The 17,606-nt window shown below is 68.3% G+C and carries 30 protein-coding genes; 25 read left to right on the forward strand and 5 right to left on the reverse strand.

The features are described 5' to 3' along the window. The first annotated feature begins 30 nt into the window (after positions 1–30). From ACFMQL_RS20325 to ACFMQL_RS20405, 17 genes are all read left to right on the forward strand, one after another. Positions 31–357 (forward strand): hypothetical protein, encoded by a 327-nt coding sequence (locus ACFMQL_RS20325; protein ID WP_378786527.1) that lies wholly within the window; start codon positions 31–33, stop codon positions 355–357. Continuing rightward, positions 354–665, forward strand: coding sequence for a hypothetical protein (locus ACFMQL_RS20330; RefSeq protein WP_378786529.1), 312 nt, complete (start codon positions 354–356; stop codon positions 663–665). The genes ACFMQL_RS20325 and ACFMQL_RS20330 overlap by 4 nt, the downstream gene beginning before the upstream one ends. Beyond that, the gene (locus ACFMQL_RS20335) at positions 649–1,041 is read left to right on the forward strand and encodes a hypothetical protein (RefSeq protein ID WP_378786530.1); all 393 of its coding nucleotides are present in this window, start codon (positions 649–651) and stop codon (positions 1,039–1,041) included. Before ACFMQL_RS20330 ends, ACFMQL_RS20335 begins: the two co-directional genes overlap by 17 nt. After that, a complete protein-coding gene (locus ACFMQL_RS20340) occupies positions 1,038–1,349 on the forward strand; it encodes a hypothetical protein (protein WP_378786531.1) in 312 nt (103 codons plus the stop codon). The genes ACFMQL_RS20335 and ACFMQL_RS20340 overlap by 4 nt, the downstream gene beginning before the upstream one ends. Continuing rightward, entirely contained in the window at positions 1,346–1,804 is a 459-nt protein-coding gene (locus ACFMQL_RS20345; protein WP_378786533.1) for a hypothetical protein, read from the forward strand. Before ACFMQL_RS20340 ends, ACFMQL_RS20345 begins: the two co-directional genes overlap by 4 nt. Beyond that, positions 1,801–2,280: an XF1762 family protein gene (locus tag ACFMQL_RS20350; protein ID WP_378786534.1), complete on the forward strand. Its 480-nt coding sequence runs from the start codon at positions 1,801–1,803 to the stop codon at positions 2,278–2,280. The genes ACFMQL_RS20345 and ACFMQL_RS20350 overlap by 4 nt, the downstream gene beginning before the upstream one ends. Then, positions 2,273–2,677, forward strand: coding sequence for a hypothetical protein (locus ACFMQL_RS20355; protein ID WP_378786536.1), 405 nt, complete (start codon positions 2,273–2,275; stop codon positions 2,675–2,677). The genes ACFMQL_RS20350 and ACFMQL_RS20355 overlap by 8 nt, the downstream gene beginning before the upstream one ends. Further along, positions 2,677–3,075 carry a hypothetical protein gene (locus tag ACFMQL_RS20360; RefSeq protein WP_378786537.1) on the forward strand — a complete coding sequence of 133 codons (399 nt, stop codon included), beginning with the start codon at positions 2,677–2,679 and terminating at the stop codon, positions 3,073–3,075. Before ACFMQL_RS20355 ends, ACFMQL_RS20360 begins: the two co-directional genes overlap by 1 nt. Before the next feature lie 57 nt (positions 3,076–3,132). Next, positions 3,133–3,624 carry a J domain-containing protein gene (locus ACFMQL_RS20365; RefSeq protein ID WP_378786539.1) on the forward strand — a complete coding sequence of 164 codons (492 nt, stop codon included), beginning with the start codon at positions 3,133–3,135 and terminating at the stop codon, positions 3,622–3,624. A 94-nt stretch (positions 3,625–3,718) separates the two neighbouring features. Further along, positions 3,719–4,567: a hypothetical protein gene (locus tag ACFMQL_RS20370; protein ID WP_378786540.1), complete on the forward strand. Its 849-nt coding sequence runs from the start codon at positions 3,719–3,721 to the stop codon at positions 4,565–4,567. Between the two features lie 872 nt (positions 4,568–5,439). Next, positions 5,440–5,694: a hypothetical protein gene (locus ACFMQL_RS20375; protein ID WP_378786542.1), complete on the forward strand. Its 255-nt coding sequence runs from the start codon at positions 5,440–5,442 to the stop codon at positions 5,692–5,694. Positions 5,695–5,753: 59 nt separating this feature from the next. Then, positions 5,754–6,443, forward strand: a complete 690-nt coding sequence (locus tag ACFMQL_RS20380; RefSeq protein ID WP_378786543.1) for a hypothetical protein — start codon at positions 5,754–5,756, stop codon at positions 6,441–6,443. A gap of 63 nt (positions 6,444–6,506) precedes the next feature. After that, positions 6,507–7,226 (forward strand): hypothetical protein, encoded by a 720-nt coding sequence (locus tag ACFMQL_RS20385; RefSeq protein WP_378786545.1) that lies wholly within the window; start codon positions 6,507–6,509, stop codon positions 7,224–7,226. A gap of 626 nt (positions 7,227–7,852) precedes the next feature. Continuing rightward, positions 7,853–8,146 (forward strand): hypothetical protein, encoded by a 294-nt coding sequence (locus ACFMQL_RS20390; RefSeq protein ID WP_378786546.1) that lies wholly within the window; start codon positions 7,853–7,855, stop codon positions 8,144–8,146. 64 nt (positions 8,147–8,210) lie between these two features. Continuing rightward, positions 8,211–8,612: a hypothetical protein gene (locus ACFMQL_RS20395; RefSeq protein WP_378786548.1), complete on the forward strand. Its 402-nt coding sequence runs from the start codon at positions 8,211–8,213 to the stop codon at positions 8,610–8,612. A gap of 304 nt (positions 8,613–8,916) precedes the next feature. Continuing rightward, positions 8,917–9,156, forward strand: coding sequence for a hypothetical protein (locus ACFMQL_RS20400; RefSeq protein ID WP_378786549.1), 240 nt, complete (start codon positions 8,917–8,919; stop codon positions 9,154–9,156). A gap of 23 nt (positions 9,157–9,179) precedes the next feature. Beyond that, positions 9,180–9,401 (forward strand): helix-turn-helix domain-containing protein, encoded by a 222-nt coding sequence (locus ACFMQL_RS20405; RefSeq protein WP_378786551.1) that lies wholly within the window; start codon positions 9,180–9,182, stop codon positions 9,399–9,401. A gap of 548 nt (positions 9,402–9,949) precedes the next feature. On the opposite strand, the gene ACFMQL_RS20410 is transcribed toward ACFMQL_RS20405, so the two are convergent. Both ACFMQL_RS20410 and ACFMQL_RS20415 read right to left on the reverse strand, forming a co-directional pair. After that, complete coding sequence (locus tag ACFMQL_RS20410; RefSeq protein ID WP_378786552.1) at positions 9,950–10,138, reverse strand: hypothetical protein; 189 nt, start codon at positions 10,136–10,138, stop codon at positions 9,950–9,952. Positions 10,139–10,735: 597 nt separating this feature from the next. Next, positions 10,736–11,275 carry a hypothetical protein gene (locus ACFMQL_RS20415; RefSeq protein WP_378786554.1) on the reverse strand — a complete coding sequence of 180 codons (540 nt, stop codon included), beginning with the start codon at positions 11,273–11,275 and terminating at the stop codon, positions 10,736–10,738. 168 nt (positions 11,276–11,443) lie between these two features. Between ACFMQL_RS20415 and ACFMQL_RS20420 the strand changes: the two genes are divergently transcribed. Genes ACFMQL_RS20420 through ACFMQL_RS20435 form a run of 4 tightly spaced genes read left to right on the forward strand, consistent with a single transcriptional unit; the run spans position 11,444 to position 13,091 of the window. Beyond that, the gene (locus tag ACFMQL_RS20420) at positions 11,444–11,680 is read left to right on the forward strand and encodes a hypothetical protein (protein WP_378786556.1); all 237 of its coding nucleotides are present in this window, start codon (positions 11,444–11,446) and stop codon (positions 11,678–11,680) included. 37 nt (positions 11,681–11,717) lie between these two features. Continuing rightward, positions 11,718–11,936 carry a helix-turn-helix domain-containing protein gene (locus ACFMQL_RS20425; protein ID WP_378786558.1) on the forward strand — a complete coding sequence of 73 codons (219 nt, stop codon included), beginning with the start codon at positions 11,718–11,720 and terminating at the stop codon, positions 11,934–11,936. Further along, a complete protein-coding gene (locus tag ACFMQL_RS20430; RefSeq protein WP_378786560.1) occupies positions 11,933–12,919 on the forward strand; it encodes a tyrosine-type recombinase/integrase in 987 nt (328 codons plus the stop codon). The genes ACFMQL_RS20425 and ACFMQL_RS20430 overlap by 4 nt, the downstream gene beginning before the upstream one ends. Before the next feature lie 10 nt (positions 12,920–12,929). Then, complete coding sequence (locus tag ACFMQL_RS20435; protein WP_378786562.1) at positions 12,930–13,091, forward strand: hypothetical protein; 162 nt, start codon at positions 12,930–12,932, stop codon at positions 13,089–13,091. 200 nt (positions 13,092–13,291) lie between these two features. Here the strand turns inward: ACFMQL_RS20435 and ACFMQL_RS20440 are convergent, their stop codons facing one another. Continuing rightward, the gene (locus tag ACFMQL_RS20440; RefSeq protein WP_378786564.1) at positions 13,292–14,164 is read right to left on the reverse strand and encodes a DUF6292 family protein; all 873 of its coding nucleotides are present in this window, start codon (positions 14,162–14,164) and stop codon (positions 13,292–13,294) included. Positions 14,165–14,473: 309 nt separating this feature from the next. On the opposite strand from ACFMQL_RS20440, the gene ACFMQL_RS20445 reads away from it, so the two are divergent. Further along, a complete protein-coding gene (locus ACFMQL_RS20445; RefSeq protein WP_378786566.1) occupies positions 14,474–15,259 on the forward strand; it encodes a DNA adenine methylase in 786 nt (261 codons plus the stop codon). A 34-nt stretch (positions 15,260–15,293) separates the two neighbouring features. Here ACFMQL_RS20445 and ACFMQL_RS20450 read toward each other — a convergent pair whose 3' ends face one another. Beyond that, complete coding sequence (locus ACFMQL_RS20450; protein ID WP_378786567.1) at positions 15,294–15,806, reverse strand: hypothetical protein; 513 nt, start codon at positions 15,804–15,806, stop codon at positions 15,294–15,296. After that, positions 15,803–16,168, reverse strand: coding sequence for a PadR family transcriptional regulator (locus ACFMQL_RS20455; RefSeq protein WP_378786569.1), 366 nt, complete (start codon positions 16,166–16,168; stop codon positions 15,803–15,805). The genes ACFMQL_RS20450 and ACFMQL_RS20455 overlap by 4 nt, the downstream gene beginning before the upstream one ends. 54 nt (positions 16,169–16,222) lie before the next feature. Between ACFMQL_RS20455 and ACFMQL_RS20460 the strand changes: the two genes are divergently transcribed. Genes ACFMQL_RS20460 through ACFMQL_RS20470 form a run of 3 tightly spaced genes read left to right on the forward strand, consistent with a single transcriptional unit; the run spans position 16,223 to position 17,589 of the window. Next, a complete protein-coding gene (locus tag ACFMQL_RS20460; RefSeq protein WP_378786571.1) occupies positions 16,223–16,591 on the forward strand; it encodes a hypothetical protein in 369 nt (122 codons plus the stop codon). Next, a complete protein-coding gene (locus ACFMQL_RS20465) occupies positions 16,591–16,830 on the forward strand; it encodes a hypothetical protein (RefSeq protein WP_378786573.1) in 240 nt (79 codons plus the stop codon). The genes ACFMQL_RS20460 and ACFMQL_RS20465 overlap by 1 nt, the downstream gene beginning before the upstream one ends. Before the next feature lie 18 nt (positions 16,831–16,848). Then, positions 16,849–17,589: a ParB N-terminal domain-containing protein gene (locus ACFMQL_RS20470; protein WP_378786574.1), complete on the forward strand. Its 741-nt coding sequence runs from the start codon at positions 16,849–16,851 to the stop codon at positions 17,587–17,589. Positions 17,590–17,606: the final 17 nt, after the last annotated feature.

Genomic DNA, 17,606 nt, shown 5'->3' on the forward strand with positions numbered 1-17,606 from the left:
AAAAAGCCATAACGCAAGTAGGAGAACCCCATGTCGAGCACAACCGCTGAGCAGGCCATCACCCGAGCACTGCGGCGGAAGGCCAAGCCAACCGCCGAGACGATCATCCGGGAGCTGCACGACGCCGGATACGTCATCACCGGGCCGGACAGCGGTGACGCACCGGCCTGGCTGCCCAAGAGCCAGCTCGCCTGGCAGGCCGTGAGACAGGTCGCCGACCTGGTCAACCAGGGCCTGACCATCGACGAAATCATGGCCGAGACGGGCAAGTGCCGCCGCATGATCGACCGGTACGTGGCCGCCGCCTTCCACTACGGGTGGGCCACGCGCCGGCCGCAACGCAAGGCACGGTCATGACCTCGCCATCGACCAAGGCCCTGCAGCGCGACATCGAGGCGGCCGCCCGGGCGCTCGCGCACCGTGTGCGCAAGCGTGACCAGCTCCCGGAGGACGAGCGGCCCGACCCCTACGCCTTCGCCCTGTCGTACGTGACCGCGCAGGTCGGTCACGGCTGGCGGCCGACCAAGGCGAAGAAGAACACCTGGTCGCCCTGGCCGCGCATCGACAACACCGACACCACCCGGCGAGGCGCCGCGCTGGCCCGCCGCTGGCTCAACCGCACCACCGACCCCGACAAGGAAGATCAAGATGCTGGTCCCGCTTGACCACGACGGCAGCCTCATCCGCCACCCCCACCGCTACCCCAACCCGGACGAGATCGTGTGGGAGGAGGCCAAGCCCTTCCGGGCGTTCCTGGTCCTCCAGGACACCACCACCGCCCAGGGCTACGGCAAGTACGTCACCTGGCGCGAGCTGCACGGCGTCCGCCGCTGGCCGATGGACACCGAACCCGCGTTCGCCGCCATCAAGCATCTCCTGATCGACCACGGCGTGATCGTCGCGGACCAGCCGCCGCTGTGGACCTTTACCAAGTCGCCCGCCCGCGGCGGCGAAGCGTACGGGATCAAGCTCGTCCGCCGCCGCTTCCTCGAACAGGAAGGCGACGACACCACCCCCACCACCACTGAGGAGAACCGATGATGTCCCTCCAGCCGCTCAAGCGCGCCGCAGTCGCTCTGCTCGAGCAGATCGCCGCCCACGACCGAGGCGACGGCGTGCTGTTCCAGCCCGCCCCTCGGGGATGCCGCCGGCTCGACGGCGGCGCGTTCGCCACGCGCGACGAGACGTTCCGCGTCCCGTCGATGCTGGGCTTCATCACGGTCGAGCACCCCCGCCTCGGCGTCTGGCGGGTCAGGATCACGCAGGCCGGCCGCGACTACCTGACCCAGGTGGAGGCCCGCCGCGCCAAGCACGGCCGGAAGGCGCGAGACGACGAGGCGGCCCGATGAACGGCGCGCAGCCCGAGCCCCCAGGCGACGGGTTCATGCTCGTGGAGGACGCGAGCACCCCGTACCGGCACCGCAGCGTCTGGGCGCGCGCCTGGCGCGACGGCGACGACACCACGTGCGCTTTCAACCGAGAGACGCGCGGCGGCATGCGGTGTGACCCGCCCGTCGCGGTCGTCCTCGTCCGCTACACCTACCGCAGCTCGCGCCGCTTCGGTTGGGACGTCACCGGCCGGCGGCGCGCGCTGTGCCCGCTGCACCTGCCGCACGGCGGCGGCGTGGCGGCGATCGCCAAGGCCGCGTACGAGGCCGCGCACGACCGGCTCGTCCGGGCCCACCCGGAGGAGTTCAAGCGCTACCTCGACGAGGAGACGCGGCGGCGCCGCGCGGCCGCGAGCGGCAAGGCGATGAGCATGCTGGCCGGAATCCTCGACGGCGACACGGGAGGCCCGCGATGACCGCGCCCCGGCCGTCATCCGGCCTGCGGATCGTCCCGGTCACCTTCCGTCAGGCGTGTGACTTCGTACGGATGTGGCACCGCCACCACGAGCCCCCGCAGGATTACAAGTTCTCCATCGGAGTGGCCGACGCCGCCAGCGTGCTGCGCGGAGTCGCGATCATCGGCAGGCCGGTCGCCCGCCATCTGCAGAACGGGTTCACCCTCGAGGTGACCAGGCTGGCCACGGACGGCACGTTCAACGCCGCGTCCATGCTGGCCCGCGCGGCATGGCGGGCGGCGCGCGAGCTGGGCTACACCCGCGTGATCACGTACACGCAGGCCGGGGAAAGCGGGGCGAGCCTGCGCGGTGCGCAGTGGCGCGTCGTCGGGGAGCGTCCGGCGCAGCCGGGCTGGGACCGGCCGTCGCGTCCCCGCGCGGACCGGGGCACGGAAAGGGTTGCCCGCACCCTGTGGGAGGTGACCGCCGATGCATAGCCGCAGCCGCAGCAGGCGCAGCGGGGGAGACGCCGAAGGGGGCGGCGCTTTCGTGCTCGGCGCGGTCGCGGTGCTGTCCGTCCTCGTCGCGGCCGCCCTGTTCGGCGGCGACGAGGACGACGAGGCGCCGCAAGTCGTGGCCGACTGCGTGATCGCACGCCAGGAACCGGACGGCACCTACCAGGTGGTGGACGACAGGTTCTGCGCCGACGGCGGCTCCCACGCCGCCTACTACTACTGGCTGTACGGCTCGTCCACCACCGACCGGCCCGGCTACGTACGCGGCGGCACCACCAAAAAACCCGCAGCCCACGCGCAGATCACAACCCGCAGCGGCAAGGTCATCCAGCGCGGCGGGTTCGGCAGCAGCAGAGGAGGGAAAGGAGGTGGCGGCTGATGTCCGCGAATCCGCTGCATGACCAGATCGAGGCCGCGGCCGCACACATGGAGCGCATCGCCGCCAACCTGTTCGCCGGCGGCAAGGTAGAAGAACCGGGCGGCTGGGTGCAGCAGGTGGCCGACGAGTTCATGGCCGCGTTCCGGAAGAATCACGACCAGTGCGACCACCTGGGGTCCCCGCAGCCGGTGTTCGGCACCGTGGCGCAGCCCGGCGTGCTGCGGTGCGTGAGGTGCTTCACCGACTGGTTCGAGGCCAAGGCGTGGTCGCGGTGCGACCGGTGCGGCCGAGAGTGCGATCCGTCAGCGAACGCCATCACCGTGGGCGCACTCATGATCGTGGTGTGCTTGTGCCAGGCCTGCCACGACGCGCTGGCTGCTGGCCAAGCGGAGGTGTAGCCCAACGTGTTCAGCCGAGCCGACGTCGCCCGCTGTCCGATGCTGGGGTGCGGGCAGATGATCCGGTGGACCCGGACCGAGGCGGGCAAGAAGCTGGCCGTCAACCTCGCCCCCGACCCCGCAGGGAACACCGCCGTCTGGCGCGACGTGCACGGCGTGCTCAGGTCGCGTCGCGTCACGAAGGCCCGGCCGGTCGCCCCGTTCGAGCGGCTGATGATGCCGCACGCGGCGACCTGCCCTGGGCTGTCGCGGAGCCGCCGCCGGCGGACCCCCGGAGGAGGCGACCAGCCACCGCCGCCGCGTCCGCCTAGGCCCGGCCCGGGCGGTGGGGAGCTGTACGCACGGCTCGGTGTGACCAAGACCGCCACCGCGCAGGACATCAAGAAGGCATACCGGCGGCTGGCCCGGCAGCTCCACCCCGACCTGCACCCGGGCGACACCGCGGCGGGCGAGAAGTTCAAGCAGGTGACCGAGGCGTACCACGTGCTGTCCGCCCCAGACAGGCGCGCCACGTACGACCTGACCGGGCGCCCGCCACGGCCCCGGTGACGATCACCAGCGGAACCACTTACGGTGGGGGCCGTCCACTTCCCTCGGTGGCGGCCCCCGCTTCGCATATATAGGGAAGGAAGGCGGCGCACGGATGCCGTGGTTCAAAGTCGATGACGGGTTCCACTCCCACCGCAAGACCCTCATGTCGCGGCCGGCCGCGCTCGGGCTGTGGGTGGTGGCCGGGTCCTGGTCGTCGGCCAACTTGACCGAGGGATTCATCCCAGACCGGGTGCTTGGGCGCCTCATGCCGGGCGCGAAGAAGCTCGCTCGTGAACTCGTCGAGGTGGGGCTGTGGGAACGCGTTGACGAGCCTGACAAGGGCTTTACTTTTCACGATTGGGGTCATTACAACCCCACCGCTGATGAGGTGCGCAGCGAACGCGAACGAGCGCGTGAACGCATGCGGAACCTGCGCGCCGCACGCAGGCGACAGGCTGGTCTAGCTGGGGAAATAGAGGCAGGCACGACCACAGCAACCCCTGACCGACACGAATATGTTCGCGCGAACACCACGCGAACGTTCGCGAGAAGTTCTAAAGAAGTTCGTAACCCCGTCCCGTCCCGTCCCATCCCGACCCATGACTACATCTCTAGTCAGTCAGTCACCCCGCCGTACCCCGCGCACGACGACCAGACCGACGACGGACAGGACTTTTCAGCAGTAGACGAGATGGTCAAGCGCGAGCTCGCTCCGCTCGCCGCGCAACCCATCACCGACCAGCAAGCCGCACACATCAGGCAAGCCATCCTCGCCCGCGCACGCAGCCGCGTGAAAAACCCCGCCCGCTACGTGCAGCGTGCACTCCGCGCCAACCCCCACGAACACCTCCCCACACCCCCACCCACAGCACACCGCCGCAACAGACCCACCTGCCCCATCCACACGTACATGGACCAGCCCTGCAGGGCCTGCGCCGCCGACCGCAAAGCCATCAACTGACCAGCCCCAGCACCCCCAAGGCTGGTCAGCCCCACAACCCCAGCCACACCACCTCGTCGCCGCCCCTCACAGAACTGACACAAAGAGCAAGCAACACCACAGGCAGAACACCATCGAAACACCTGACAACGTCCACACAGGCGCGCGAACACACGCACACCAGTACAACGAGACCACACACACCAAAAAGACGCTCACAAGCGACAACAGCACGTCCACCCACACCACCCCAAACCGAGATCGGGTGGACGTTGCCGGCGGCTGGGCTGAACCGTTGTGGATCTTGGTGTGGGGCCACCTAGAAGTCATAACGGATTGATAACGATGTCTTGACATCCTCTTGATCGTGTAGGTGGTGCAACTGTGGACTCTGAGGCATGCGAAACACACGAACGGCCAGGGCAGCGACGGCGGCGCTCGCATGCGTCGCCGCCATCGCTGCCGCGCTGGTCTTAACCTCAAGTGGTGCGGCAAGCACCACAGCGACGGCCGAACCGCCGATCGTCATCACGCACTCACCCACGTGCCTCCCGGTCACGGCGACCCCCGACATAGGGGGCGGGTCGATCACCTTCGACCTGTGCGGCGTGCCCGTCGTGTCCATCCAGGGACCAACCGGGCCGCAGGGACCGCAAGGCCCGCAGGGTCCGGCAGGTCCGCAAGGGCCACAGGGCGAACGCGGCGAGAAGGGCGATCAAGGCGACCCCGGTCCGACCGGCCCGCAGGGCCCCAAAGGTGAGCAAGGTCCGCCCGGCCCGCAGGGGCCGAAGGGTGACCAGGGCGACCCCGGACCCAAGGGGGAGAAGGGCGACCCCGGCCTGACCGGGCCGCCCGGTAGCCCCGGCCCGCAGGGAGAGAAGGGCAGCCCTGGCATGCCCGGCAGGGACGGCACGGACGGCAAGCCCGGCCCCACCGCCACCACCACGGCGACGGCGACGCCCACGGGCACCGGGCGCGCGTCCAGCACCACACGGCCGACACTGGCCCCCGCTCCCGCCCCCACGGCAAGCGGTAGCCAGTCGATGGACCTGTGGCTGCTGACCACGGGCGTGGCCATGATCGGCACCGCCATTGTGGTCTACACCGCTTACCGAAAAAGACAGCGGAACCGCTTCCCGACGCAGTAACTAACCCCCGCGCCTGCCCCACACCGGGGCAGGCAACCATCACACGAAAGGGATCGCAGATGGCTACCAAGCCGACCACCCCGACCACCGACGACACCAAGGCCGCTCTGTCCACCGTTCTGGCGTGGTTCACCGTCATGGCGGACGGCACCGCCCGGCCCGTGGTGACCACCCCCACCGGGCGCGTGGACAGCGAGGACAGCGCCAACAGCCCCGCCCGTCTGGCGTGGCGCTGCAACGGCGCGCGTCTCCCGCTCGCGGGCATGCTCGCCGCACTGCGGCACGGTTGGACCGCCGAGCCGAAGACGTGGCCGGTACTGCGCGACGTGACCCCCGCCGCCCTGGTTGACGAGGGCAGCACGCTCTACGGACTCGACAGCGACCACCCCGCCGCATCGTGGGATGCCGTCTCGGACCAGTCGGACCGCGCCCTGATCGCCGCTCTGTTCCTCGCGGTGCGCGCCGGAGACGCCGCACCGTTCGACGTGATCGCGGATGTCCTCACCCCGGCCGAGTCGGAGAAGTCCACCAAGCTGCCCGAGGAACAGCGCGAGCTGGTCAACGCCGTCATGGCGTTGAGCGAGGACAACCCGGCCCGCGCACACCTCATGACCGGACTCACAGACGCTGGTAAGGCCGAGGTGGAGCGCCGGACCAAGGTCAAGCGCGAAAAGGCCGAGCGCCGTAAGGCCGCCGAGGCGGAGACCGCGCCCGAGGCCAAGCCCGCCGCCAAGCCCGCCAAGAAGTAGCCCCCATGCCGCGCCCCACGCCGTGTGGGGCGCGGCACCCCCGACCACCACAGGGAGATCAACATGGACCAGGACAGGAAGGCCGCCGCGCGCACAGCGGCAGAGGCCACCGAGAAGGCGCGCAAGGCGATGGACAACCACCACGCCGAATGCCCCACGTGCATAGCGCGGAAGCCGTGCAGCCGCCGCACCGACCTGCAGCGCGCCGTCTACAACGCGAGCCAGGCGAGCCACCGCGCGCTGCTCGCGTACGCCCCGACGGGCAGCACCGTGGAGTACCACGGCCCGGCCGTACACCAGCACGGTGTATGGACCGTGCAGGAGGCCACGCGCTCAAGCCTCTACACCCGGCTCCTGCTTAGCCGGGCCGACGGGGCGATCATCGACGATGTCCCCCTGTCGGACATCCGGCGGCCGATCGAGCCGGAGCCGACCGGCACCCTGGCAGCCGTCCGCACCGCTACCTCACAGCTCACGCGCCTGCTGTCGTCGTGCGGGTTCCTGCTGCACGTCCGCGTGGCCGAAGTGGACGGGCGCGTGATGGTGCAGTACGACGGGCCGCAGTTCAGCCGGTACGAGCGCCAGGCGCACTACGCACGCCAGCACGCCACCGGACAGGCGGCTGAGGATGCCGCCTATGTCGTGCGCGCGCTGGACTCGCTCCGCAACATGAGCGCCCTCGCTCGCACCGGCATGTTGGACGAGATCCGCGCCGTAGAGCGGACGGCAGCGGTCACACAGCGCCTACGCGAGGCGCGGCCGACGCGCCGACCGACCGCCTGACGCGCTGACGCCAGCCAGCCCCCGCGCGGCCCCATCGCGCGGGGGCTTTCGCATGCCCCCAGGGGGCCGGTCGGCGGAGCCGGCGGACCGAAGTTGGTTTGGTGTGTGGCGAAAGTTTTTGATCTTGTACTGTGGTGGGTCGTCTGGTTTGGGGGTGTGTGGTGGCTGGTCAGGTGTGTGTTGGGCCGTGTAATGGGGCTGCGCGGCGGGTGTGGTCGGGGTTTTTGCGTGCTCGGGATGAGCATGCGGATGCGGTGGATCGGTGGGTTGCGGAGGGGGGTTGTGGGGTGCCGCCTGAGGAGCCGGTGGTGCCTGAGGTGCGGTGGCGTGTGGGGGAGCCGTTGGTGTGTGGGCGGTGTCGGGCGACGTGCCGGCGGGCGTTGTTGGAGGTGGATGGGTTGGCGGCGGTGGTGGCTGCTCGTGGTGATGGGTTGAGGCCGGCGTCGAGGTGGTCGAGGGTGTCGGGGTCGCGGCCGCGGCCGGTGGTGTCGCCTGATGCTGAGTTGTTGGATGTGTTGGTGGGGGAGTTGCTGGGGTTCGAGGATGCTGCGCGGGAGCGGTTGGGGTGTGCGGCGCGGGTGAGGGGTGTCCGGTCGGGGGTTGCTCGGTCGCGTGCGGTGGCGTGGTTGGTGGAGCAGTTGCCGCAGGTGCTGGCGTTGGAAGGTTTGGGGGTGGTGTCGGAGTTGCGGCCGGCTGGCGCTGGCCCGATGAACCTGGTGGAGTGGGCGCTGGGTTGGGAGGGCCGGTTGCGCGCGGCGGTGGGGGAGGCGCCGGTGGAGTCGTTTGCGCGGTGTTCGGGGTGTGGTGAGCGGTCGCTGCGGTGGGATGGCAAGGTCGGGGTGTTTGTGTGCGGGACGTGCGGTGTGCAGGTGTCGGAGGTGGAGGAGCGGGGCTTGGTCGTCGATGAGGTGGGGGTGTGAGCGGGGTCGCCGTTACGTCTGCTGTGGGGTGGAACGTTTCGCAGCTTGATCGCGATTACCTGTCGTGAATTCGAGTGACTTCTACGCGACGGCCGCGCAGGTCTTGCCGACGATCATGATTGCCCTGGCGGTCGAGTACGGGTTCTTGCTTCAGCGCGACGCGCAGGAGCGTGAATGGGAGAGGCGCAAGCGCCGTGAGTTGGAGTCGGCCAAGGGTGTGGAGGAGGCCGTGGCGGGGATGGAGAGAGCTTTCGTCCGGGTGGGTAAGTATGCGGAGACCTGGCACCGCGTGGCCTACGCGACCAGCATCGTGTTCCTGGTGGGCGAAGTGCTGGCGGTCTTGTCCCTCGCGTTTGGCTGGTCCAACGTGGCGACCGGAGCGATCATCCTGACGTGCATGGTGGTCTTGACCGTCGCCACTGCTTACGTGCCGCTCGCTCGGATACGAAGCGCGTCGAGGCTCTGACGGGCCCGGTTGCCAGGGGCGGGGTGTGTCGGTGTTGCGACTGGTGGGCGGGTGTGTAACACTTTGCGCCGACGGGCGTGGTGTGCCTGCCGCGCAGCGTTGAGGTTTTGACCTGCGGAAACGCATCTAGAAGCGCTGAGGTCGCCTCAAACAAGATCGCTAGCGTTCCTATCCCTTCCTATGCGTGACCTTCTGTTTGCGCGTCTCCGTTGACTACAGCGCGTCTTTCTCGCGTGATCTGCGTCCGGAAACGCACCACACGTCACGAACGCACCCTTCGCCCCCCGAACCCCAGGAGGACGGCGTGCGCCCAGCAACAGCTAACCAGGCCGCCGAGCGCCTCGACCGCTCCCCAGCCACCATCCGCCAATGGGCGCGCCGCTACCACGCCCGCACCCTCGGCCGCGCCGGCCGCGAAGTCGTCTACGACCTCGACGACCTCACCACCATCGAAGGCTGCATCTGGCGCGGCGACCCCGTGCCCGACACCCCAGAAGACCGCGACGAGCTCCGCCACCACCTGGCCGCAGCCCGCGCGGCATGACCACCTCATCTCGGAGGCCCCTCATGCAGATCCGGCCCAACGCCCGCATCGTCGGCGAGGAACGCGTCCAGCTCGCCCAGCACGTCGCCGCCCGCTACCAGGCGGGCGAACCCATCCGCGCCATCGCCGCGGCCATCGGCCGCTCCTACGGATTCGTCCACCAGCTCCTCGAAGAGTTCGGCGTCGAGCTGCGCGCCCGCGGCGGCGACAACCGGCCCGCCAAGACGACGGAGACCGCGAAGTGACGCCCTGCAGGCCGCGGCGAAGGCGGCCGAACTCCTCGACGACGCCAAGGACCACCTTCTGCACCCCGAGTACGTGAAAGCGTGCGTCGCCGTCGCCGTCGCCGACGCCTGGCGGCGCCTGCACGACTCGCTCGCCTCGGCGGAGGCCGCCCGCACCGCCCAGGCCTGGTTCGATGAGGACCGCTGATGAGGTTCGTGACGGAACGCGTCGTGGAGGCGCACCAGTGGTGGCGAAACGGCGACCACCCCGACGACGGGCCGCCCGATCGTGAAGGCCAGGTGGTGCGCTACTTCCGCCGCCCGGACGTGCCGGGTACCCGCCGATGTGCACGGTGGCCCGCGCCATGCGCAAGCACGGCTGGATCGACGCTCCAGAAGGCGGCCACATCGTGTGCCCCGGCAACTGGATCATCACCGGCGTCGCAGGTGAGCGATACCCGTGCAAGCCGGAGATCTTCACCGCCGAGCCCGTCACGGATGGTGAAACGCCTGGTGGGGACCGGTCTGGCGGACCGGCCCCGCACCGCTAGGTGACGTGGAACAGTGCGTCAAAGACGCGGCGCGAACGGTGCGAGCACCGTGGGATCGAGCCCGTTCACGGCGAGGAACACCGCCGCGCCCAGGAGCGCCAGGAACGCGATGAGCTTGACGAGCGTTCGCAGGGCCTCGTTGGGGAGCACAATCTGCGTGCTGTCGTTCTTCTTCTCCGGCTGCCCGGACGGCGTGTCTTGCGGCACGAGAGAACTCTCCTTTGAGTCCAGTCTCCGATGTGGAAGCTGGCTCGGGAGAAGACCGGGCACGTGCAAACTTCGACGGATCACGTCAGCCGTATTGCATGTGCACACACGCACTCAGTAGGTTGGCAGTAGAAGCTGTACGTACTTAGCGCTGGTTCTTCTCCTGAGTTCCAGCGACGTGCAACAGGTATGGGCCGTCGCGGCAACGACGGCCCATATTCGTACCTGGCGGTGAAGCATGGGCATCCCGTGGTCTCAGGCAACCCAGCCAAGGAGGCCCGCCGCGCTCGTGACCGGATCGGTACCAACTTGACCATCGCTTGGGACATAAGCCTAGCTGGGCGCCCCGATGAACGCGACTCGACCGCAAGCAGTTAAGCGCTTTCCCTGGTGCCAAAATCGAATGTCCGAATTAGGCCACGCGGCGCCCACCGCCTGAACTGCAGAAATATGCTTTCGGCCCGACCCCAAGCCAAAAAATGTAGCCACCAAGTAACGTCCGAAAGAGCCCCAAATGCACCAGTGCCCGGCGCACTGGCAGCCGAGCCGGCAGGGGGCACCGCCCCCAAACGAGAGTGTCGCCGCCGGCCGTGAGGTCTAGTTTCCAGGCACAAACAAATTGATCATAATGCCGATGGGGATGGACCCGAGCAGGCCGAGGGCGAAGAACCACCACTGCTTGCGCCCCTCGGCGCGAAGAGCGGCCTTAGTCTCGCCGACGAGGAGCTGTCTCATCTTCTCGGCTTCATCCTTGTTGATCTCCAGCCATCGCGCCCGCTCCTCGCCCTCGGCGATGGTGGCTTCGGCGACGGCTTTCTGTGATTCGAGTTCGCGTACGAGCCGGTCCATCGCGTCGGCGGTGTTCGCCATGGAGGCCGCGACCTCGTCATTGAGCTCTCGTAGCCGCTCAGCTGGAGGCCGCTCTGCTTCCTTCAGGGCGGCCTCGTGGCGGTCGAGTTCCTTGGATATCTGCTTGTAGAGGGACACCGCTGACGTCGCCGCGACGGCCCCGGCCGTGAGAAGTGTTGCGGTCTGAGAGGGTAAGCCCATTGCGAGCGTGAGCGCCGCGGCGGCGAGAAACGCCGACGTGGTCGACACACCGGTGATGAGCAACACCTTCAGTGCGGTTCGGAACACTCGGGGTGGTGGTAGAGGGGTTGGCATGACGTCATTGTGGCCTAGGTCACTCACCTTCGTTCGGCCCACTCAAGATCTCTAAGAGCTGGTCATAATCGCAGTTATGTCCATAGATCGTTTAGGTAGACTGATCACGTAACCTCTCCTCGCGACAGAGAGCAAGTGATCATGGACCACACGGAAGGCGGCCCGCCGCAGCCGCTCGTACCCGAGTTCACCTTCCAGCACACCGTCCACGTCATCGGCTTCAACCCGGACGAACTCCGACGCCGCGCACTCCACGAAGCCGCGCGCTTCTTCGGCCCCGACGCGCAGCTGCACGTCGTATCGGCCGAGTCCGAGCCCGACGCCGAGTACGACGGCCGCTACAAGGCCGCCGTCGTGTTCCGGCAGGTGGAGCTGTGAACGCGACACCCTTCGCATCGGTCGGTGGTGGCGTCTGATGAAGCGCACGATCTCGACGGACAACCAGGCCGACATCATCGCGCGGTTCGCCGCGCGCGGGCGGAACGACCCGACGATCGCCGGAGTGCTTGGCGTCAGCGTCACCACGGTGCGGCGCCTCCGCAAGGAGTACAACATCCCGCCCGGTGAGATGCGGTGGCTGCCTGCCCACAGCCCGCACCACACCCGGTTCGCCGACGTGGAGCAGCAGGCGTGACCGCTGAGCTTGCTCGTGAGCCGATCGGGGCCGGCGGGATCATCTACCCACCGTCCCTGCTGGGCTTCGCCCAGGACGCGACGATGGCGTGGCTACTCAGCTACGACTCGCCGAACACCCGCGACGCCTACCGGCGCGACCTGGCGATGTGGTTCGACTTCTGCCGGGAGACGGGCCTCGACCCCTTGCAGGCGCGCAAGTCGCACGGCGACGTCTACAAGCGGTGGCTTGACCTTCGCGCCACGGCGGCGACCGGCAAGACGGTGCCCCCGGCCACCATGAAGCGGCGCCTGTCGGCGGTGTCGGCCTGGTACGACTACCTCGTCGACGAGGAGGTCATCGACGCGAACCGGTTCAAGCGGACGCGGCGGCCGAAGGTGTCGCGTAGCCACTCCGAGACGACGGCGCTGACGCGTGATGAGGCCCGCGCCCTGATGGCCGCGGCCGACGCCGACCACGGGCCGGCCCGTCTGCGGACGTCGGCGTTCGTCCGGCTGCTGCTCGGGACGGGCATCCGGGTCGAGGAGGCGGTGTCGGCGGAGCTGAGCGCGCTCGGGTACGAGCGGGGTCTGCGGACGCTGAAGATCTTCGCCAAGGGGTCCAAGACGAAGGTCCGGCGCCTGCCGGTGGAGGCCGCGTACGCGATTGACCGGTACCTGGAGGATCGGGCTCGCCGTGCCGACGTCGAGGTGTCGCAGCTGACGGGACGGATCTTCGTGACGGACACGGGTGGCCGGTACTACCGGTCGTCGGCGTCGGAGCTGCTGGCGCGGCTCGGCCGTCAGGCGGGGATCGCCGCGAAGGTGACTCCGCACGTCCTTCGGCATACGTGGGCGTCGATCGCGGCGGAGCTCGGCGTGGGCGTGCACGAGATCAAGGCCGCGTTCGATCATGAGTCGTTGGACACGACCATGATCTATGTCCACTCCGGCCGCGACTTGGAGCGGGATCCGTCGCAGCTGGTGGCGTCGGCGCTGGAGTAGGGGAGGCTGCGTGCCCAGGTCATCGAGCGTGCTGGACAAGTCGGCGTGGGTCCACCACTGCGGCGCGATCAACCTGGGCACGTGGGCCAAGATGGTGGCGTGCGGCGGGTGCCGGGTGCCGGTGGAGAGCTCGGCGGATGTCGAGCAGTATCGGCTGGTCCGTACCTGGTGACGCTGTACGCGGTGCGCTGATCGGACCGGATCACGCGAAACAGACGCGCTGTAGTCAACGCTGCGCGCCTATCTCGCGTGTCCGAATGCTATGACATAAGTCCGAGAGGGGACGTCTCAGAATCGACTAGAGCGCGTTTGTGCTGGTCAGAGTGTCGCGCAAACCATGATCGCATGTTGTGCTGTGGTGCGTTTCCGCAGTCAGCTCACACCGTCTGGCCGCTGGTTGGCCGGGTGGGAGTGATAGGCGGCCAGCCCGCGCTCCAAGTCCAGGCTGAAATCAACCGCGTCGTCCGGCGGGTCCGGGTAGGGGTTGTACGCGTCAGGAGGCGTCCACGAGGCGGGTTCGCGGGCGGGCTTGTCCGCGCTGGTGACGTGAGCGAGCACGGCGGCCGCCACGTCTTCGGGCAGGGCGAGGTAGGCGCACGGCAGGTCTTTGGCGAAGTCGCTCAGCGTCTGGTCGGTGCTGCTGTAGGGCACCCAGTACCAGCCACGGTCATCGCGCCAGCACACGTACGCAGCCTCGTACCCCTCGAGTGGGTGCGCGAGCTGGATGCTGAGGTCCCGCGGCTCGTCCGGGTTGGCCCAATAGTCGGCGATGCTGACGCCGGCGCGGTCGAGGGCGTCGGCGACCGCGGCCGCGTACAACTCGTGCACAGTGTGGTAAGAGCTGGCGACCGCCTTGTGCAGGTCCACGACCTGGTCCTCGATCTGGCCGCGCGTGTTGCGCCACAGAGGCAGGACGGTCGCCGTGTCGGGCTGGTCCGGCCACGGGCCCTCGTGGACCCATCCATCCATGTCGAGGTCGTTGATCAGCGTGTCCGCCCACCTGGACGAGGATGCCGACACCCACCTAGGGGCGAGACTGGATCCCCAGGTGTCGCCGCCGACCGGCCGCACCTGCATCGTCCACCACAGGTCGTCAGTGCGCTCGTGGGTAGAGGGCACGAACCGCGCCCACCCTTGGGGCGGGTCGGCACGGTGCTGGGCAGCCTGGTCGAGCAGCCGCACAGCAGCGGCTGTCTTGAGACCGATGGTCTTGAGATCGCGGACGAGCCGCTTACGCACATCCACCACGAAAGGCTCTGTTTCTGGCCTGGCGCCCACGTCACCGGCCAGCCATCGGATCAGGTGGTTCTGGCGTGCGGTGATGCGTCACGTGAGGCGACAGCCTCTTGTCCTCGGATGCCATCCTGCGGCGACGTGGGCGCCCTCGATGGCGTCGGAGTGGGGCCTGCCGTGACCGGCCCGAGGCCCATTCTGTCACGACGCCGGCTGGCAGTGCAGCCCCGCTGCGCAACGCGCACGCCGCTCGTCCTCGGCGATCTCCTTCCCCAGGACCGCCACCAGATCATCCATGCCTCGCACCCCAAGGGAGGACCCGTGGCGCTGCGCCCTCCGTTCCAGTACTACGGCGCCAAGGGCAGGCTCGGCCCTTTCCTGGCCAGTCTCCTTCCCCCGCATGAGGTGTACGTCGAACCCTTCGCCGGGTCGGCCGCGGTGTTCTTCGCCAAGCAGCCCGCCCAGATCGAGACGATCAACGACATCAACGGCGACCTCGTCGCCTTCATGCGGACGCTGCGCGACCGGCCCCGCGCCCTGATCCGCGCCATCGAACTCACACCGTACGCCCGCGCCGAGCACCAGGCCGCCAAGCTCGGCGACACCACCGCCAGCGACCTGGAGCGCGCCCGCCGCTGGTGGATCCAATGCACCCAGTCCCGCAGCGGAGAAGCCGGAGCCTCCTGGCGTCGGCCGACCTCGAGGACCCGGGTCAACAACCCGGCCGGCTCCAAGCGAGCCGCCGCGGCGCTGCGCTGGCACGCGGCGCGGCTGCGGGAGGCGTTCATCGAGAACTGCGACGCGTTCGAGCTGATCGAGCGGATGGACTCGCCGCAGACCGCGATATATGTGGACCCGCCGTACTTGCGCTCCACGCGCAACGAGTTCGGCTCAGGCCACTACGTCGCGGAGATGGACCGCGAGCCCGAGCACCGCCGCCTCCTGGAAGTGCTCGTCGAGTGCAAGTCCGCGATCGTGCTGTCCGGCTACCGCTCGCCGCTGTACGACGAGCTGCTGTCCAACTGGCGCCGCATCGACTACCGCGTACGCGCTAGCTCATCGGACGAGCGACGTCACGCGGTCGAGTCCGTGTGGATGAACTGCTAGGCCACGTCTATTCAGCGGAACTGCGTCGTCAGCATCAGTCTGTCACGCATGAACATCCTGGGACGTGGGCTGCCACAGCATTGCGATAATCCACCAGGACGGTGAACCCCCCATCTACAATTGGGGTAAGCGATGCATCGTTGAGGGCCGCCATCGATCTCTGCTGACTGCCGGAGAAGACCTGTTTGTTTCTTGTGGGCAAGCGCTTGACTATTTTCCTGAGGGTGCTCTCCACAAGAGTGAACTGATGGCCGAAGTTCAGCTTGGCCTGCATGTTCGCCCACAGCAAGATCAGTAGGCGGGATGTCCACATTGCTCCAGCTTGCAGACTGAATCCTAGAGCTGTGGCGAGCTTGAACAGCTTTCCGGGCCGGTGGGCGATGACTGCTTCCCATTCCTCGGCGCGGATTTCGGCTCGTGTCGTCTTCCCATACTTGACGCGGGCTGACCAGGCGACAATCCTGCGGGCTGCCCAGGGGGAGATGTCGCAGAACTCGTTCACCAGCAAGCCCCCGCCGATGGCAAGGATGATCTCCTGAGCGCTCACCAGCTACCCCCGGCAAGCGCGACGCGTAGCCAGTTCAGGCGGAGGAAGCCGAAGGCTGGCCTCGCCCGGAGTGCGGCGGGACGTCGCTCTGCGAGCAGAGCGCGAACTGCTGGGACGGCCGTGCCGTGCAGCTTGTAGAGGCGGCGGCGGGGGCGGTTGGCGTCAGGCTCGGGTTGCTCCCATTCACCAGTGATCCAGCCGGCGTCTTCGAGTCGGTCGAGGACGTTGTAGACGGTCGGGCCTGAGCGTTTGACCTGTTTCATGATCGCCCACCCGTGGACCTTCTCGTCCTGCTCGTAGGCGCGTAGCAGCACCTCCAGCACGTCCAGCGTTGGCTGGGTGATGCGTTGCAGACCTGTCATGCCCTTATCTTACCTACTCAAATTAAGCGCTGCGCGTCGAAGGAGATGCCGATTATGGACGTAAGGCTGTACCAGCACGCGCCGGAGATCGTCGAGGCCGTGCAGGTCGTGGGCGGCCAGGTCCCCGAGGTCGTGGCCTGGATCAACGAGCGCTCGAACCTACGGGGGATCGTCGGCCGGACCGCGCTTCGCGGCCGATCCGGAGAGTACGTGGACATCAAGACGCCGGAGGGGGTACGGCGCGCGGGCCTGGGCGACTACGTCGTTCACAACGGCGCGGGCGAGTTTTGGCCCGTCCCGAAGTCGATCTTCGAACGTCGGTTCGCAGAGCCGACTCCAGATGATGAGGAGCCCGGCGGGGATGACGAGCCTGGTGGGGGCGACGAGCCGGGCGGGGATGACGAGGCTGGCGGAGGCGAGTAGTGCGCATCCAGGTGCTCCGGTTGCCGCTCATCGAGATGGGCGGCATCCACGAAGAGCCGTTCGCGCTGATCGTGGACCAGGCCCAGCCTGGCGAGGACCTGGCGACGCTCACCGAGTTCTCCGAGAAGATCGGCGCCCGCGCGATGTGGGTCACCGAGCAGACCGTCGAGGTCGTCGAGCCCGCCACATCACAGTGGGTGGAGGCCGTGGCCACCGATGACGACCACCCCGATTACTGACCCGCTGCGGGAGGGCTGATGGCGAGAATCGCGCCGCAGGAGTACCTGATGGTCGCCGTCGGCGACCTGAAGCCGCACCCGGACAACCCGCACCGCGGCGACGTGGACGTGATCGTCGAGTCGATCCGCAAGCACGGCTTCTACGGGTCCGTCGTCGCGCAGAAGTCCCGGATGAGGATCATCGCCGGTGAGCACCGCTGGCGCGGCGCGGTCAAGGCCGGTCTGAAGCACGTGCCCACGGTCATCATCGACGTGGACGACGACACCGCGAAGCGGATCATGCTCGCCGACAACCGGCTCGCCGAGTACGGCGAGTACGACGACGCCAAACTCGCCGAGCTGCTCCAGTCGCTCCCCAGCCTGGACGGCACCGGATGGCGGGACGAAGACCTCGAGGACCTGCTCGACGACCTCAGCGGCGAAATCGAGATCGTACACGACCAGCCCGCCGCGGCCGCCGCGCCCGCAGCGAGGCCGGCGGCGCCAGCTCCGGTCGAGAGCGCCGACGACGACCCCGACGACGAGGTCGAGGACGACCAGGTCGAGCAGGGCGACGACGAGGACGAGTTCGGCCCCGCCTCGCCGCCTCCTCCTCGGCCGAAGGCCGGTGCCACGGTCGAGCTGATCGTGCCGCTGACGGCGGCGCAGCACGACGAGGTGACGGGACTGATCGCGGACATCCGCGCGCGGGACGGCGACATGCCGCTCGCAGAGGTGGTGATGACGGCGCTTCGCGCCTACGCGGAGCGCCAGCGGTAGCGCTGCTGAAGGGAGGC

It is taken from the genome of Nonomuraea fastidiosa (assembly GCF_042751225.1).
In the GTDB taxonomy this organism is placed as follows: Bacteria; Actinomycetota; Actinomycetes; order Streptosporangiales; family Streptosporangiaceae; genus Nonomuraea; species Nonomuraea fastidiosa.

Bases quoted from the DNA above. Each gene is read 5' to 3' on its own strand.
- ACFMQL_RS20325 (WP_378786527.1), top strand. From the start codon at position 31: ATGTCGAGCACAACCGCTGAGCAGGCCATCACCCGAGCACTGCGGCGG.
- ACFMQL_RS20330 (WP_378786529.1), top strand. From the start codon at position 354: ATGACCTCGCCATCGACCAAGGCCCTGCAGCGCGACATCGAGGCGGCC.
- ACFMQL_RS20335 (WP_378786530.1), top strand. From the start codon at position 649: ATGCTGGTCCCGCTTGACCACGACGGCAGCCTCATCCGCCACCCCCAC.
- ACFMQL_RS20340 (WP_378786531.1), top strand. From the start codon at position 1,038: ATGATGTCCCTCCAGCCGCTCAAGCGCGCCGCAGTCGCTCTGCTCGAG.
- ACFMQL_RS20345 (WP_378786533.1), top strand. From the start codon at position 1,346: ATGAACGGCGCGCAGCCCGAGCCCCCAGGCGACGGGTTCATGCTCGTG.
- ACFMQL_RS20350 (WP_378786534.1), top strand. From the start codon at position 1,801: ATGACCGCGCCCCGGCCGTCATCCGGCCTGCGGATCGTCCCGGTCACC.
- ACFMQL_RS20355 (WP_378786536.1), top strand. From the start codon at position 2,273: ATGCATAGCCGCAGCCGCAGCAGGCGCAGCGGGGGAGACGCCGAAGGG.
- ACFMQL_RS20360 (WP_378786537.1), top strand. From the start codon at position 2,677: ATGTCCGCGAATCCGCTGCATGACCAGATCGAGGCCGCGGCCGCACAC.
- ACFMQL_RS20365 (WP_378786539.1), top strand. From the start codon at position 3,133: ATGATCCGGTGGACCCGGACCGAGGCGGGCAAGAAGCTGGCCGTCAAC.
- ACFMQL_RS20370 (WP_378786540.1), top strand. From the start codon at position 3,719: ATGCCGTGGTTCAAAGTCGATGACGGGTTCCACTCCCACCGCAAGACC.
- ACFMQL_RS20375 (WP_378786542.1), top strand. From the start codon at position 5,440: ATGCCCGGCAGGGACGGCACGGACGGCAAGCCCGGCCCCACCGCCACC.
- ACFMQL_RS20380 (WP_378786543.1), top strand. From the start codon at position 5,754: ATGGCTACCAAGCCGACCACCCCGACCACCGACGACACCAAGGCCGCT.
- ACFMQL_RS20385 (WP_378786545.1), top strand. From the start codon at position 6,507: ATGGACCAGGACAGGAAGGCCGCCGCGCGCACAGCGGCAGAGGCCACC.
- ACFMQL_RS20405 (WP_378786551.1), top strand. From the start codon at position 9,180: ATGCAGATCCGGCCCAACGCCCGCATCGTCGGCGAGGAACGCGTCCAG.
- ACFMQL_RS20420 (WP_378786556.1), top strand. From the start codon at position 11,444: ATGGACCACACGGAAGGCGGCCCGCCGCAGCCGCTCGTACCCGAGTTC.
- ACFMQL_RS20425 (WP_378786558.1), top strand. From the start codon at position 11,718: ATGAAGCGCACGATCTCGACGGACAACCAGGCCGACATCATCGCGCGG.
- ACFMQL_RS20455 (WP_378786569.1), bottom strand. From the start codon at position 16,168: ATGACAGGTCTGCAACGCATCACCCAGCCAACGCTGGACGTGCTGGAG.
- ACFMQL_RS20460 (WP_378786571.1), top strand. From the start codon at position 16,223: ATGGACGTAAGGCTGTACCAGCACGCGCCGGAGATCGTCGAGGCCGTG.
- ACFMQL_RS20470 (WP_378786574.1), top strand. From the start codon at position 16,849: ATGGCGAGAATCGCGCCGCAGGAGTACCTGATGGTCGCCGTCGGCGAC.